Origin of the sequence: Paenibacillus sp. RUD330, from assembly GCF_002243345.2 — a bacterium.
In the GTDB taxonomy this organism is placed as follows: Bacteria; Bacillota; Bacilli; order Paenibacillales; family Paenibacillaceae; genus Paenibacillus_O.
On the sequence record NZ_CP022655.2, the window covers coordinates 3,795,163 to 3,809,895 of the forward strand.

The 14,733-nt window shown below is 60.4% G+C and carries 11 protein-coding genes; 1 reads left to right on the forward strand and 10 read right to left on the reverse strand.

Features of this window, described 5'->3' with window-relative positions; all coding sequences use genetic code 11:
• Window positions 1-41: 41 nt before the first annotated feature.
• The 6 genes from alaS to cymR form a co-directional block, all read right to left on the reverse strand.
• Entirely contained in the window at window positions 42-2,678 is a 2,637-nt protein-coding gene (gene alaS, locus CIC07_RS17265; protein WP_076354386.1) for an alanine--tRNA ligase, read from the reverse strand.
• Between the two features lie 421 nt (window positions 2,679-3,099).
• Complete coding sequence (locus CIC07_RS17270; protein WP_076354384.1) at window positions 3,100-4,170, reverse strand: AI-2E family transporter; 1,071 nt, start codon at window positions 4,168-4,170, stop codon at window positions 3,100-3,102.
• Window positions 4,171-4,491: 321 nt separating this feature from the next.
• Window positions 4,492-4,692, reverse strand: a complete 201-nt coding sequence (locus CIC07_RS17275; RefSeq protein WP_076356814.1) for a YrzR-like zinc ribbon domain — start codon at window positions 4,690-4,692, stop codon at window positions 4,492-4,494.
• Window positions 4,693-4,711: 19 nt separating this feature from the next.
• The gene (locus CIC07_RS17280; RefSeq protein WP_234992874.1) at window positions 4,712-5,269 is read right to left on the reverse strand and encodes a PRC-barrel domain-containing protein; all 558 of its coding nucleotides are present in this window, start codon (window positions 5,267-5,269) and stop codon (window positions 4,712-4,714) included.
• Between the two features lie 14 nt (window positions 5,270-5,283).
• A complete protein-coding gene (locus CIC07_RS17285) occupies window positions 5,284-6,435 on the reverse strand; it encodes a cysteine desulfurase family protein (RefSeq protein WP_076354382.1) in 1,152 nt (383 codons plus the stop codon).
• A 15-nt stretch (window positions 6,436-6,450) separates the two neighbouring features.
• On the reverse strand, window positions 6,451-6,870 hold the full coding sequence (cymR, locus tag CIC07_RS17290; RefSeq protein ID WP_076354380.1) for a cysteine metabolism transcriptional regulator CymR: 420 nt from the start codon (window positions 6,868-6,870) through the stop codon (window positions 6,451-6,453).
• 392 nt (window positions 6,871-7,262) lie between these two features.
• On the opposite strand from cymR, the gene mnmA reads away from it, so the two are divergent.
• Window positions 7,263-8,399 carry a tRNA 2-thiouridine(34) synthase MnmA gene (mnmA, locus tag CIC07_RS17295; RefSeq protein WP_076354378.1) on the forward strand — a complete coding sequence of 379 codons (1,137 nt, stop codon included), beginning with the start codon at window positions 7,263-7,265 and terminating at the stop codon, window positions 8,397-8,399.
• Window positions 8,400-8,477: 78 nt separating this feature from the next.
• Here mnmA and CIC07_RS17300 read toward each other — a convergent pair whose 3' ends face one another.
• The 4 genes from CIC07_RS17300 to add form a co-directional block, all read right to left on the reverse strand.
• On the reverse strand, window positions 8,478-9,866 hold the full coding sequence (locus CIC07_RS17300; RefSeq protein ID WP_076354376.1) for a hemolysin family protein: 1,389 nt from the start codon (window positions 9,864-9,866) through the stop codon (window positions 8,478-8,480).
• 298 nt (window positions 9,867-10,164) lie between these two features.
• The gene (locus CIC07_RS17305) at window positions 10,165-11,520 is read right to left on the reverse strand and encodes an Nramp family divalent metal transporter (protein ID WP_076354374.1); all 1,356 of its coding nucleotides are present in this window, start codon (window positions 11,518-11,520) and stop codon (window positions 10,165-10,167) included.
• 303 nt (window positions 11,521-11,823) lie between these two features.
• A complete protein-coding gene (locus CIC07_RS17310; protein ID WP_076354372.1) occupies window positions 11,824-13,131 on the reverse strand; it encodes a replication-associated recombination protein A in 1,308 nt (435 codons plus the stop codon).
• Window positions 13,132-13,512: 381 nt separating this feature from the next.
• Entirely contained in the window at window positions 13,513-14,556 is a 1,044-nt protein-coding gene (gene add, locus CIC07_RS17315) for an adenosine deaminase (RefSeq protein WP_076354370.1), read from the reverse strand.
• Window positions 14,557-14,733 lie beyond the last annotated feature (177 nt).

The following is a 14,733-nucleotide window of genomic DNA, read 5'->3' on the forward strand; positions in this document are numbered from 1 at the left end:
CCTTCGACAGAACAGCCGGCTCCGCTTGAGATACATCCTTACTATATCACACTTGACTGCGCGAGAACCAGTTCTTCGACAAGTTTGAGCGCTTCCTCCAGCTTGGAAGGATCCTTGCCGCCGGCTTGAGCCATATCGGGCCTTCCGCCGCCTCCGCCGCCGCATACAGCCGCTGCCTCCTTGATGAGCTTGCCCGCATGGAAGCCCTTTTTTACGAGATCCTGAGACACGGATACGACCAGATTGACCTTGCCTTCGGCAGCCGCGCCGAGCGCGATGACCGCTTCCGGCAGCTTGAGCTTCAGCTCGTCGGCAATGCCGCGCAGCGCATCCATGGACGGAGCGCTGACTTGAGCGGCCAGCACGGTCACGCCGCCCAACGACACGGCTTTGGTCTCCAGCGAGCCCGCCTCGATGCGGGAGAGCTTGCTCTGCAGCGACTCGTTGTCCCGCTGCAGCTCGCGGACCTGGCCGAGCAGCGCCTCGATGCGCCGCGGCAGCTCGGATACGCCCGCCTTCACAAGCCCGGCCGCCTGCTCCAGCAGCTCGAGCCGGCCTTCCGTATACGCGTAGGCGAAGCGCCCGGTGACCGCCTCGATCCGGCGCACGCCGGATCCGATGCCCGTCTCGCCGGTGATTTTGAACAGCCCGATCCGGGACGTGTTCTCCACATGGCAGCCGCCGCACAGCTCGAGGCTGTAGTCGCCGACCTGGACGACGCGCACGACGTCTCCGTACTTCTCTCCGAAGAGAGCCATCGCTCCCATCGCCTTCGCTTCGGCGATCGGCTTGCTCTCGATGACGACGGCTGTGCCCCTCCAGATCTGCTCGTTGACGCGGCGCTCGATATCGGCCAGCTCCTCGGCGGAAATGGCGCCGATATGCGAGAAGTCGAAGCGCAGACGCTCCGGCTCGACCAGCGAGCCCGCTTGATTGACATGGCCGCCGAGCACGTCCTTGAGCGCTTTGTGCAGGAGATGGGTCGCGGTATGGTTCTTCACCGTATCGCCGCGCGACGTTACGGATACTTCGGCCTGCACCTTGGCGCCTTTATGGAGCGTTCCCTCCACGACAAGGGCGTGATGGACCGATTGGCCGTGGGGAGCTTTGGTGACATCCTCCACCTCAAGCTTCATTCCCGGCGCGCTGATGGTTCCCTTGTCTCCGATCTGGCCGCCGCTTTCGGCATAGAACGGCGTGCGGTCGAGAACGACCAGCACCCGGCTTCCTTCGCCGGCGATGTCCGCCAGCTCTCCGTCCGCGAAGATGCCCGTCACGACCGCTTCAGCGGACAGGCTGTCGTAGCCGATGAAGCTGCTCGGCTCGGTGAACTCGGACAGGGCGCCGCCCTGAACGCTCATTCCGCCGGTTTCGTGGCGTGCGGCGCGAGCGCGCTGGCGCTGGGCGTCCATCGCCTGGTCGAAGCCGCCGCGATCGACCGACAGGCCGTTCTCGGCTGCGAAGTCTTCCGTAAGGTCGAACGGGAAGCCGTACGTATCATACAGCTTGAAAGCGTCCTCGCCGCCGATTTCGGCGCGTCCGTCCTTCTTCGCCGCTTCCACAAGCTGCGCGAGCAGGCCGAGACCGCTGTCGAGCGTGCGGTGGAACTGCTCCTCCTCGCCGCGGATGACCTTCTCGATGAATTCGCGCTTGGCCTCGATCTCCGGATAGTAGACGCCCATGACGTCGCCGACCGTCTCGGTCAAGCGGTACAGGAACGGCTGGTCCACGCCGAGCGATTTGCCGTAGCGCACGGCGCGGCGCAGCAGGCGGCGGATGACGTAGCCGCGTCCTTCATTGGACGGCAGCACGCCGTCACCGGCTGCGAAGACGACGGTGCGGACATGGTCGGCGATGACCTTGAGCGCGACGTCCGTCTCCTCTTTTTCCTTGTATTTGACGCCGGCGATGGAGCAGGCCTTCTCGATGATCGGCACGAACAGGTCGGTGTCGAAGTTGGAGTCGACATCCTGCAGGATGGAGGCGAAGCGCTCCAGTCCGGCGCCGGTATCGATGTTCTTGTTCGGCAGCGGCGTGTAGCTGCCGTCCTTGTTCAGGTTGTACTGCGTGAACACGAGGTTCCATACTTCCAGGTAGCGCTCGTTCTCGCCGCCGGGATAGAGCTCGGGATCGGATGGATCGTTGCCGTACTTCTCGCCGCGGTCGTAGAAGATTTCCGTGCAGGGTCCGCAAGGCCCCTCGCCGATCTCCCAGAAGTTTCCTTCCAGCTTGATGATGCGCTCGGCGGGCAGTCCGACCGTCTCGTTCCAGAGCTTGAACGCTTCGTCATCCTCCGGATGGACCGTCACCGACAGCCGCTCCGGATCGAAGCCGATCCATTCCTTGGAGGTCAGGAATTCCCACGCCCAGACGATGACTTCGTCCTTGAAGTAGTCGCCGATCGAGAAGTTGCCGAGCATCTCGAAGAACGTATGGTGGCGGCGGGTTTTGCCGACATTTTCGATATCGTTCGTGCGGATGCATTTCTGCGCGTTCGTGATGCGCGGATTGTCCGGAATCTGGCGTCCGTCAAGATAAGGCTTGAGCGGGGCGATGCCCGCGTTGATCCACAGCAGGGAAGGATCGTTATGAGGCACGAGCGAAGCGCTCGGCTCGACTTTGTGGCCTTTGCTTTCAAAGAATTTCAGCCATTTGGAACGGATTTCTGCAGCTTTCATCGGAATTCCAGCCTTCCACTCGGGATTTTGGTCAACTCGTCTTGCTTGCGGATAAGCCTTGAAAAACATAAAAACGCCCCTGTCAGCCGACAGGGACGATTCATATCGCGGTACCACCCTGGTTACTGCCGCTCTCCAGCCGCCGCTAGGGCTTCCGAAGGGGCAATCTCCTTGAATGCGGAGGATAACGGCGCCGCTGCCGGTGGAGTTCATCCACGCTCCGAGACCAGCTTCGGCACGCTCTTCGGCACGGGGATTCTTGCAGCCGACCGGCGCCTGCCGGAAGGAATCCTCTCTCTGAATGCCGGGCTGCGGCTTACTTGTCGTCTCATCAACGCTGTGACTATGAAGCTGAAAACAGACCTATATGCCATGCATTATAAGAAAAAAACAGCCTTTTGTCAAATTCCCGCTCCTAGTATCAGACGGTACGCCGCCGGATGTAATAAGCGAACAAATGCTGCAGGATGACCTTCAGCGCAGCGAAGACGGGAACGGCCAAAATCATGCCGACGATGCCGGCAAGCTCTCCTCCGACCAGCAGGGCGAAAATAATCGACAGCGGGTGCATATGAAGCGTCCTGCCCACGACCTGGGGAGAGATGACGTTGCCCTCCAGAATCTGGCACAGCGTATTGACGACGACGACGAGCAGCATCATTTTGACCGATACCGTGGATGCCATCAGCAGCGCGGGCGCCGCTCCGATGAACGGGCCCAGATACGGAATGATGTTGGTTACGGCGACAATCGAGGCCAGCAGCAGCGCATAGGGCATCCCGATGATCAGATAGCCGGCGTAGGCCAGCAGCCCGACGATGACGCATACGAGAAATTGCCCGCGGATGTAGCTCCCAAGCGCCTCGTCGATGTCCTTGAACATCCGGACCAGATGCTTGCGGTGGGCTTTCGGCATGTAGGTGACGACCGTCCGCTCCATGACGTCGAAGTCCTTCAGAATATAAAAAACGAGAAACGGAATGATGAACGCCAGGAAAACGACATTCAGCATCGATCCGATGTTGTTCAGGAAGTCGGCGGTCGTTTCCGTCAGCTTCTTCTCCATCGTGACCAGCGCGCGCTCGATGCCGCTGCGCAGGCTGTCCGGCAGGAAGGAGGTGTTGTTGAAATCCTCCATCATGCCTTTGGCTCTCATCGTAAGCTCAGGCGCATGCTCTCCGAGCTCCTGCACCTGGCCGGCCACCATCGGAATGAGATTCATCAGGATGACGGCGAGAGCGGTGCAGAATACGGCGTAGATGAGCAGGACCGCGATCGTGCGCGGCACCCGCCTCACGCTGAGCAGGCTGACGACGGGATGAAGCACATACGAGATGACCATCGCGATGAGGAAAGGAGTCAGCACCGCGCGGACGAACCGGTACGCATCCATCAGCATCGGCTTGATGAGAAGCAGCAGAAACAGGGCCAGCAGCCCCAGAATGATGTATATGAGCGTCATCAGGACGCGGTTCTGCCTCAGCTTGTCCATGTTGCCGTCCTCCCCTGGCGCCTTGCTCGGGCCGGGAGCGATGCCTAAAGGGCCTGTCTTCCCCGGCAGGTCGTTACAGTATATGTCCTTCCGCCGCCTTCCATACCTTCCCCGCCCAGCCAAGCAAGCCGGCGGGATCGGCTCCGCAGCCCGGGGCTGGATGCGCGCATGCCTATGGCCGCGCGCCGGACGGCACTCCGGCATTTTGCGGGCAGAAGGCATGCCGCTGCAGACCGGGCTGTTTTCCCGATGATGCCAAAAAAAGCAAAAGCCCCTGCAGCGCGATGCGCTCAGGGGCGTGGATTCCGGTTGGACAAGCCGTCAGTTGGCGTGAAGCTCCGATGAGGCGATATCCTCTTCGAAGAACAGATCGTCGAGCGAGCTCAGCGTGCCGTCTTCCTCAACCTGGTAGACGCTCATCTTGTCGCCGTTCACCGTCAGCTCGATGTAGCAGCTCCAGCAATAGAACTGATGCGAGCCGATTTTGCCGATATCTCGGGAATTGCAGTTGGGGCATTTCATTGTCATTGGTCATTTCTCCCTACATGTACGGATCGGAAGCTGCGACGCGCTCCAGGGAACTCTCATCCATCGTCGGGACGATGATCGCATCTTCGCCAAGCAAGAAGACGTCGGAATCCCGGGGCGCTCTCAGCCATCTCCGTCCATCCATGAGATCGGAGACAAAACCGTCCGTCAGTTCAAAACCTACTAACTGTGTACCCAAGAACGGGTCGATATAAACATCGGACACTCGTCCGAGCTGGCTGCCGCCTGCCGTGACGACCGGAAGATCCTTCAGCCGCACGCATCCGTTCAGGAAAGAACGCTGCGCGATGGACACGCTCGACGTGCGGACCGATTCCTTGCCCCGGATGAAGACGCAGTCTTCGCCGCAGGTCAGCACCTCGTCCCAGAGAACGGTCCGGACGGTGCGCGGCTTCCAGCACCAGCCGTCCAGGACGAAGCCCTTCAGCTTCCAGTGCTCGTCGAACCAGGCATCCTTGATGCGTCCGGCCATCCGGCCGGTATGGGAGATCAGGACAGGCAGTCCGATGATATGCTGAAGCTTCATCACGGGATCGGCCGGAGTCGCCATGCGGCATCCGCCTCCTAAGAAGAATTACGATTACGGCGCAGAAAAGTTTCAACCTTTCGTGCGGCCCGCGCCATTTCCTCCTTAGTATTGCCCAATCCGAAGCTGAATCTAATCGCGGTCTGCAGACGCTCCTGCGGAAGCCCCATCGCCTGCAGCACATGGGAAGGCTCCAGCGCTCCCGCCGTGCAGGCGGAGCCCGCCGAAGCGGCGATTCCAGCCAGGTCGAGGTTCATGAGAAGAGCCTCGTTGTCCAATCCGGGAAAGCTCAGGTTGACGATTCCCGGCACCCGCTTCCCTTCATGTCCATTGACGACGACGCCGCCTTCGGCAGCCTCGTCCATGAGAGCGATCCATTCGCGGCGAAGCTCGTCGAGGCGAAGCGCATCGGACTCCAGCTTGGCCGCAGCCAGCTTGGCGGCTTCGGCAAATCCGGCGATGCCGGCCAGATTCTCCGTGCCGCCGCGGCGCTTCTTCTCTTGGGAGCCCCCGACGAGGAGCGGGTGAAGGAAAGTTCCTTGGCGGACGAACAAGGCGCCCGTTCCATGCGGCCCGTTGATCTTGTGGGCCGTGACGGAGAGGAGCTGGACGGGAAGGACCGCCAGATCGATCGGCAGCTTGCCGTAGGCTTGCACCGCATCGGTATGGAAAGGCACGCCTGCCGCGCCGGCCAATCCGGCAAGCTCGGCGATCGGCTGCACCGTGCCCGTCTCATTGTTCGCATAGATGATGCTTACGAGTCCCGTATCCGGGCGCAGCGCTTGCTTCAGGTCCTCTGCGGATATCAGGCCGGATTCGTCAACGGGCAGGTACGTCACGTCGATGCCTGTCCGCTCCAGGCGCTCGCATTCCCTGAGCACGGCGTGATGCTCCACCCGGCTTGTGATCAGATGGCGCTTGCCTGCCGCGGCCTGGGCCTCCATGACGCCGCGGACAGCCATATTGTCGGCTTCCGTACCGCCGGAGGTGAAGACGATCTCGGCCGGCTTGCAGCCCAGCGTAGCCGCGATGGCTTCGCGGGACTCGTTGACGAGGCGCCGCGCATCCCTGCCGAAGCTGTGGATGCTGGAGGCATTGCCCGGCGGGCCCTGCATGACGGCCAGCATCGCTTCAGCGGCAAGCGGATGCAGCGGGGTCGTCGCCGCATGGTCGTAATAGATGCGTTCCATTTGCCTCTCTCCCGGTCAGATATAGAACATATAACTGTCGTTCTCGCTCTTCTCCGTATACTGGATCAGATCCTTGAGCGTCGTGGAATCCAGCACCTCCGCGATGCTGTCGCGGATGCGCAGCCACAGGTTGCGCTTGGCCGGATCGTCCTCCTCCGTGAAGTCGACGGGCGAGATCGGGCCCTCCAGGATGCGGATGACGTCGCCTGCGGTGATCGTCTCGGGATCCTTGGACAGAATGTAGCCGCCGTAGGCTCCGCGGATGCTCTTGACCAGCCCGGCGTTGCGCAGCGGCGCGATCAGCTGCTCCAGATAATGCTCGGAGAGGGAGTTCTTCTCCGCGATGCTCTTCAAAGAAATCGGACCTTCGCCGAATTTGGCGGCGAGCTCCATCATAATCGTCAAGCCGTAACGGCCTTTGGTTGAAATTTTCAAGGCTGCACCTCTTTCCCTGATTGACAGATGTTGAAGACTAACCTTCGAGGCTGGAAGGCCGTTCCGAAATCGCGGTCTAAGCCCGGTAGATCCGGCATCCAAGGCGGTTTTTCCAGAAAACGGGCTCGAAAGCACAGCCTTGTCCGCGGCCTCCGCCTCTTGATCTCTATTCTGCAGGTTCACGGCTGCGTTGATTAATTCAAGGTATTCCCATTTCACTGCTATGTTAACATATTCCACCCCATTCGTCCGCTAAAATACGCGCAGAATGCATGATAAGCGGGCAGGAAATATGCTACAATGGGCTTTACGCTCCCCTTGCCCTGAGTGGATAGAACACAAGTTGTCAGATTAGCAGGGAAAGAGCAAGATTGTCAAGGTGGTGGAGATAAATGGAAGCACAAACGGGAGCACGCGTCGTCGTCGGCATGTCCGGAGGAGTCGACTCCTCGGTTACGGCTCTGCTGCTCAAGCAGCAGGGATACGACGTCATCGGCATCTTCATGAAAAATTGGGACGAGACCGACGAGAACGGCGTCTGCAGCGCGGACGAGGACGCCGAGGACGTGCGGAAGGTCTGCGAGCAGATCGGAATCCCTTATTATACGGTGAACTTTGAACGCCAATATTTCGACAAGGTGTTCAGCTATTTCCTGGACGAGTATCGCCGGGGCCGCACGCCGAATCCGGATGTGATGTGCAACCGCGAGATCAAGTTCGGCGAATTCCTCGCCAAGGCCAAATCGCTCGGTGCGGATTATCTCGCGACGGGCCATTACGCCCGCGTCGAGCGCGATGGAAACGGCGTCACCCGCCTGCTGCGGGGAGTCGATTCCAACAAGGACCAGACCTACTTCCTGCATCAGCTCAGCCAGGAGCAGCTGGCATCGGCGATGTTCCCGATCGGCGGTCTGCCGAAGCCGGAGGTCCGCCGCATCGCCGAGGAGCACGGCCTGGCGACCGCCCGCAAGAAGGACAGCACCGGCGTCTGCTTCATCGGCGAACGGAACTTCAAGCAGTTTTTGAGCGGCTATCTTCCCGCTCAGCCCGGACCGATGGTCGACCTGCGCAGCGGCGAGACCAAAGGACGCCACGACGGGCTCATGTACTACACGCTGGGACAGCGCCAAGGACTCGGCATCGGCGGATCCGGCAACGGAGAGCCTTGGTTCGTCGCCGACAAGGATCTGGAATCCAATATCCTGTACGTCGTCCAGGGCGAGTCGCATCCCCGCCTCTATTCCTCGTCGCTTACCGCGAGCGGCATCAACTGGATCTCGCCCGAGCTGCCGGCCGGCGAGATCCGCTGCGCCGCCAAGTTCCGCTACCGCCAGAGCGACCAAGGCGTGACGCTCAGGCTGTCGGCCGACGGAACGGCGGAGGTCGTCTTCGACCAGCCGCAGAAGGCGGTCACTCCAGGCCAAGCCGTCGTGTTCTATGACGGCGACGCCTGCCTCGGCGGAGGAACGATCGACAAGGTGCATCTCGTCCGCGAGGCGGATTATCCGGAAGGCCTTGCCGTCCGCTGATCCGCAGCCTCCAAAAAAAGCCCCGCAGCGCCGGTTGTCCGGCGCTGCGGGGCTTTTTTCGCATTCCTGAAATCTCCGTTACAAAGGCCAGGACAATCCGGCGCCCGGCTCGGCGCCTGCCGCTGTCTGGCGCTTGGCGGCAGCCGTCTCCTCCTCCGCTCCCGCAGGCCTCAGCAGCCTAAGAGCCACTCTGGAAATGCGCAGATGGTCGGTTTCCTCGATGACGAATTCAGCCTCATCCGACATGGCGACGGTCTGCCCCCGGGTCGGCGGAATCTCGATCCGAGAATAGAGCCAGCCGCCGAGCGTATCGTAATCCTCCGAGTCCAGCTCCAGCCCGAAGCGGCCGGCGACCTCGCCGAGCTGCATGAGCCCGCTGAGCGAATAGGCGGCTTCCCCCGTCTGCTCGACATCGGGCCTCTCCTCGTCGAATTCATCCTGGATCTCTCCGACGATCTCCTCCATGATGTCCTCCAGCGTCACAAGGCCGGATGTGCCTCCGTATTCGTCGATCAGAATCGCGATCTGGGTTCTGCGCTTCTGCATCAGCTTCAGCAGCGAGCTGATCTGCATCGATTCCGGAACCGTCGTCATCGGCCGCAGGATCTGCCTCAGATCGCGGAGGTCCGGACCCGCCTTGAGCAGGTCCTTGATATGGACGAATCCGATGATGTTGTCCTTGTCCCCGTCGCAGACGGGATACCTGGTATGCATCTGCTCCAGGGCGATGTCCCTGTTCTCGGCGAAGGGGGCCTGGATGGAGAGGCAGATCATCTCCGTGCGGGGGATCATGATCTCATGGGCATGCGTATCCGCAAAATCGAAGATGTTGTCGACTAGAGTCAGCTCCGTGTTGTCGATCAGCCCGCTTTTGTGGCTTTCCTTCATCAGGATGCGGATCTCTTCCTCCGTGTGGGCGGATTCATGCTCCGAAGCAGGCTCGATTCCGATCCACTTCAGCAGCAGGTTCGCCATACCGTTCAGCGCCCAGATAAAGGGATACATGATCCGATGGAACAGGACGAGCGGAGCGGCCGTCATGAGCGTCACCTGCTCCGCCTTGCGGATGGCGATCGTCTTGGGAGCCAGCTCGCCGAGGACGATATGCAGCAGCGTGATCAAGGTGAAGGCGATGATGAAGGAGACGGTGTTCAAGGCGAGGCCGCCGATTCCGAAGCGGGAAAAAAGCGGCTCAAGCAGGCGGGCGACGGCAGGCTCTCCTACCCACCCGAGACCGAGGGAGGCAAGCGTGATGCCGAGCTGGCATGCCGAGAGGAAAGCGTCGAGATTGTCCGTCAAGCGCATCGCGAAGCGGGCTCTGCCGTTGCCCTCCGAGACGAGGGAGCCGATGCGGCTGCCGCGGACTTTCACCATGGCGAATTCGGCCGCCACGAAAAAACCGTTCAGGAAAACCAATAAAAGAACCAGCACAATGCTCAGACTCAGCGGTAACGGGTCGTCGCTCACTCATTTGCCTGTCTCCCGGCGCCGATGTTCGGCAAGCTCAAGGACAGGCGCACCTCCCCGGCATCAAATCTATTATGAAGTACTGTAGTCCATGACGGCATTCCCGGTCAAACCGCCTGCGGCTCACGATAAGTCCGTTATCGGCGGCATGAGGACGATTTGTCTGATTATTTCCATTACTATGGCTCTCAGGAGCCCCATATGACACTTGAAGCCCGTCAGGACAAGCAAGGAGAAGAAAAAAAGGACTCTTCCCCCGTTGCCCGGCGAAGAGTCCTGCCTATCCTGCAATCTTCGTTCAAATCCAGCTGTAGATCGTAGCTCCGAGCAGATACAGATTGAGCACGGCGATCAGGCAGGCGCAAGTCCACGCCAGAGCTTTGGTCGCCGGCTTGTTGGCGAACTCGCCCATTTTCTTGCGGTCGCCCGTGAACAGAACGAGCGGGAATACGGCAAAGCTCAATTGGAAGCTGAGCACCACCTGGCTGAAAATGAGCAGGTCGGTCGTCCCTTTCTCCCCGTACATGGCGGTCACGATGACGGCCGGCACGACTGCGATCAGACGGGTGATCAGCCTCCGCAGCCAAGCCTTCATGCGGATGTTCAGAAAGCCTTCCATGACGATCTGTCCGGCCAGCGTTCCCGTCAAGGTCGAGTTCTGCCCGGCCGCCAGCAGCGCGACGCCGAACAGGATGCTGGCGATCGCCCCGCCCATGAGAGGCGTGAGCAGATGGTACGCATCGCCGATATCCGCGATGTCGGTATGTCCGGAAGTATGGAATACCGCTCCGGCGACGATCAGGATCGCCGCATTGATGAACAGCGCCAGAAAGAGGGCGATCGTCGAGTCCAGCGTAGCGAAGCGGATCGCTTCGCGCTTGCCGAGCGGTGTCTGCTCGAATTTCCTCGTCTGGACGATGGAGGAATGCAGATACAGATTATGCGGCATGACGGTCGCTCCCAGGATGCCGATGGCGATGTAGAGCATGGCCGGGTTGGAGACGATTTCGGCCCGGGGGATGAAGCCCTTCATGACATCGGCCATGACCGGCTGCGCCCACAGCAGCTCGATCAGGAAGCAGAGGCCGATCGTGCCGATCAGCGTAATGACGAGCGCCTCCATGTAGCGGAAGCCTTTGTTCTGCAGCATCAGGACGATGATGACGTCGAATGCCGTCAGGATGACGCCCCACAGGAGCGGCATGCCGAATAGAAGATTGAGGGCGATGGCGGTGCCGATCAGCTCCGCCAGGTCGCAAGCCGCGATCGCCAGCTCGCACAGCACCCACAGCGCGATGGATACAGGCTTGCTGTAATGGTCTCGGCAGGCCTGCGCCAAATCCCTGCCGGTGACGATGCCCAGCTTGCCGGCCAGCGCCTGCAGCAGGATCGCGATAAGATTGGACAGCAGGACGACCGACAGCAGCGTGTAGCCGAACAGCGAGCCTCCGGCCAGATCCGTCGCCCAGTTGCCGGGATCCATGTATCCGACGGCAACCAGATAGCCCGGTCCCATAAAGGCGAGCAGCTTCCGGAACCATCCGCCCTTCGTCGGAACGCTCAGGGAGCCGTTCACTTCGGCGAGCGAAGGCCTGCCGGATGCGCGGTTCCAGCCTTTATCGCGGGTAGTGATCAGGGCGCTTTCCTCGTTCATGATGTCTCTCCTCCTAAACTTGTATCCATCCATATATGTTGACCTAGGGAAACTTTTGGGGCAAAAAAAAGAGCCATTCGATCTTGATCCTGTTTTACTTGTATATGAACCCATCTCCGCAAATGTTCCTATACTTAAATCTTAGCACTAACCTTTTTATTTGAATAGCCCTTTTTTCTCGTTTCGAAACACGGGGAACAAAAAAAGAAAAGACCGGTCCATCCGATCTTTCCTTTTGGTTCCAGCCGCGCTGAATTTGCCGGGCCGACAACAGCGTTCCGCTTGCCGGCCTTTCCGCCCCTCTTATTTGGGACGCCTGTCCTGGTTCTGGCGGATCTTGTCCTCCATGCCCTGGCGGGTCGCCTCATACACGGACGAGCCGGCCAGCCGATCCGGGTAATACTGCTGCACGACGTAGTGGCCGGGGAAATCATGCGGGTATTTGTACCCTTCGTGGCCGAGCTTCTCGGCGCCCTTGTAGTGGGTATCCCTCAGGTGCATCGGCACGTCCGCCGTCCCTACCGCTTCGATCTTCTGCGCCGCTCTGGATATCGCCATGGCGGCCGCGTTGGACTTGGGGCTCTCTACGGCAAACAGAATCGCTTGCGCCACATTGTACTTGGCTTCCGGCCAGCCGATCTTGTGATAGGCGTCCATGCTCGTCACCGCCTGCACCATCGCCTGCGGATTCGCAAGCCCGATATCCTCGCTGCAGGCGACGATCAGCCTGCGGATGAACACCATCGGGTCCATCCCGAGCTTCTCCACCGCGTACAGAAACCAGAACAAGGCCGCATCGCTCGAACCCCGGATGCTTTTGTGGAAGGCCGACAGCACGTCGTATTGGGTCGATTCATCCGCTTGGACGGCTCTGCTGCGGATCGATTCCTGAGCGACCTCCAGCGTGACCACGACCGTGCCGTCCGGCTCCGACGGAGTCGTCACGGCCGCCAGCTCAAGCGCGTTGAGCGCGCGGCGGATATCTCCTCCCGCCATGGCCGCGATATGCTGAAGAGCCTCCTGCCGCACATCCAGCTTCATGAATCCGAGCCCGCGCTCCTTGTCCGCGATCGCCCGGGACATCGCCTCCAGCGCATGCCTGCTCTCCAGCGCGTGGAGCCGGAACAGCGTCGAGCGGGACAGCAGGGCGCCGTTGACGGAATGGAACGGATTTTCGGTCGTAGCCCCGATGAAAATGATGATTCCCTGCTCGACCGCCGGAAGCAGTGCATCCTGGCGCGAAGAGTTGAAGCGGTGCACCTCGTCGAGAAAGAGGATCGTCTTGCGCCCGTACAGAGACTTGGCGCTCTTCGCCCGCTCGATGACGTCCCGCACATCCTTGACCGACGCGTCGACGGCGTTGAGCTTCACGAACTCCCCCTCGGTACGGTTGGAGATGATGTTCGCCAGCGTCGTTTTGCCGCTGCCCGGAGGGCCGAACAGGAGCAGCGAGCTGACCTGGTCGCCTTCGATCGCGCGCCTCAGCAGCGTTCCCGGGCCGACGACATCCTCCTGGCCGATATATTCGTCCAGCGTCCGCGGACGCATGCGGTCCGCAAGCAGCCGCGCCCGCGGCTGCTCCTTTTCTTCTTTATAATCAAACAAGTCCATCTCGCAACATCCCCTGTACTATGCTGGGCTGAGGGATGTCCGGAAAGGCCGCAACCGGTTCCCGGACAGCCGGATTCCTGTAAAAAAGTGTATCACAGCTGCCGATAGGGCACAAACGTTCGCTATGAATCCATTCGCGTTTGAGCCGAAGGGGAACCTGGCGCCGCCCGTCCCGCTACTGGGCCTTTACGGAGGGATTCCAATGAGCGGCCGACAGCTGAACCTCCGACGCGCGAGAAAAAGGACAGACACGAAGTCTGTCCCCGTTTCAATCTGGGATTGCCTTCCCTTCATGCCTGCATTTTCAATCCATGCAGTTCTTATGCAATCAAGCCCTTCGACTGGAAATCCTCCGGTTATCGATGACTCGGCCCGGTAAGCTCAGGCTTCCGCCGCCAGCCCAAGCTCGGACCATTCGCGCTCGAACAGCTCCCGCAGCTGGCGCTTCCGGTCCTCGTCGACGAAAGCCGCATTGATGGCATGGCCTGCGACCTTGCGGATGTCCCCGGCGGAGAAGCGGAACCGGCGAGTCAGATTCTCGTACTCCCGCGTCAGGTTCGTGCCCGACACGGTCGGGTTGTCCGTATTGACCGTCACCAGCAGGCCGCTGTCCAGGTAGCTGCGGATCGGATGCGCCTCCATGCAGGATACCGCCTTCGTCTGCACATTGCTGATGACGCACAGCTCCAGGGGAATTCCCTTGACGCGGATGAGCTCCGTCACCTCCGCATCCTCGTGCAGCCTGACCCCGTGTCCGATCCGGCGCGCCCGCAGCTTCTCGACGGCGCAGCGGATGCTGCATGCCCCTGCAGCCTCGCCGGCATGGATCGTGATCGGCAGTCCGAGGCGGTCGGCCAGCTCGAATACTTCCGCATGCAGCTCGTTCGGATAGCCGGCCTCGTCGCCGGCCAAATCGACCCCGACGACCCCCTCTCCTTGGTAGCGCGCGGCTGCCCGCACGATCTCTTCGTTGTCCATCTGGCCATGATGCCTCATGCAGATCAGTATCATGCGCACGCAGTGGCCGTATTTCTGCTCCGCGGCGCGAAGGCCGGAGCGGACGGACTCGATGACCTCCTCGACGGTCAGCCCCCGCCGGGTATGCAGATGCGGCGCGAAGCGCACTTCCAGGTAGCGGACGTTGTCCAGTGCCGCATCCTCGGCGGCCTCGAACGCGATGCGCGACAGCGAGGACGCCGACTGCATCAGCAGCAGCGGGAGCTCGAACCGCTCCAAATATTCCACCAGGCTGCTGCAGGAAGGGGGAGCGGTCATGCGGTCCGTCAAATCCCGCAAATCGCGGCAGCTCAGCTCGATTCCTTCCTCATCGGCGATCTCCGCGGCTGTCGCCGGCCTGACGCTTCCGTCGAGATGGCAGTGCAATTCGATTTTCGGCAAACGCCTCATCAGATTCATCGTGACCATGATATGCACCATCCCGTAGATTAATTAGAGATGATGGTATCCAATTTGAAGCTTTATGTCAATATAGATTACGCAAAATAGGCCATTTCAATTGTGTATCTACCCTATACATAACTTAATATGTAATATTATGAATAGATATAAGAATAAGGCGGCCTCTAATCGAGGTCCGCCTTT

Coding starts and splice junctions, on each gene's coding strand:
- alaS (WP_076354386.1), bottom strand. CDS start 2,678: ATGAAAGCTGCAGAAATCCGTTCCAAATGGCTGAAATTCTTTGAAAGC.
- CIC07_RS17270 (WP_076354384.1), bottom strand. CDS start 4,170: ATGGACAAGCTGAGGCAGAACCGCGTCCTGATGACGCTCATATACATC.
- CIC07_RS17275 (WP_076356814.1), bottom strand. CDS start 4,692: ATGAAATGCCCCAACTGCAATTCCCGAGATATCGGCAAAATCGGCTCG.
- CIC07_RS17280 (WP_234992874.1), bottom strand. CDS start 5,269: ATGGCGACTCCGGCCGATCCCGTGATGAAGCTTCAGCATATCATCGGA.
- CIC07_RS17285 (WP_076354382.1), bottom strand. CDS start 6,435: ATGGAACGCATCTATTACGACCATGCGGCGACGACCCCGCTGCATCCG.
- mnmA (WP_076354378.1), top strand. CDS start 7,263: ATGGAAGCACAAACGGGAGCACGCGTCGTCGTCGGCATGTCCGGAGGA.
- CIC07_RS17305 (WP_076354374.1), bottom strand. CDS start 11,520: ATGAACGAGGAAAGCGCCCTGATCACTACCCGCGATAAAGGCTGGAAC.
- CIC07_RS17310 (WP_076354372.1), bottom strand. CDS start 13,131: ATGGACTTGTTTGATTATAAAGAAGAAAAGGAGCAGCCGCGGGCGCGG.
- add (WP_076354370.1), bottom strand. CDS start 14,556: ATGGTCACGATGAATCTGATGAGGCGTTTGCCGAAAATCGAATTGCAC.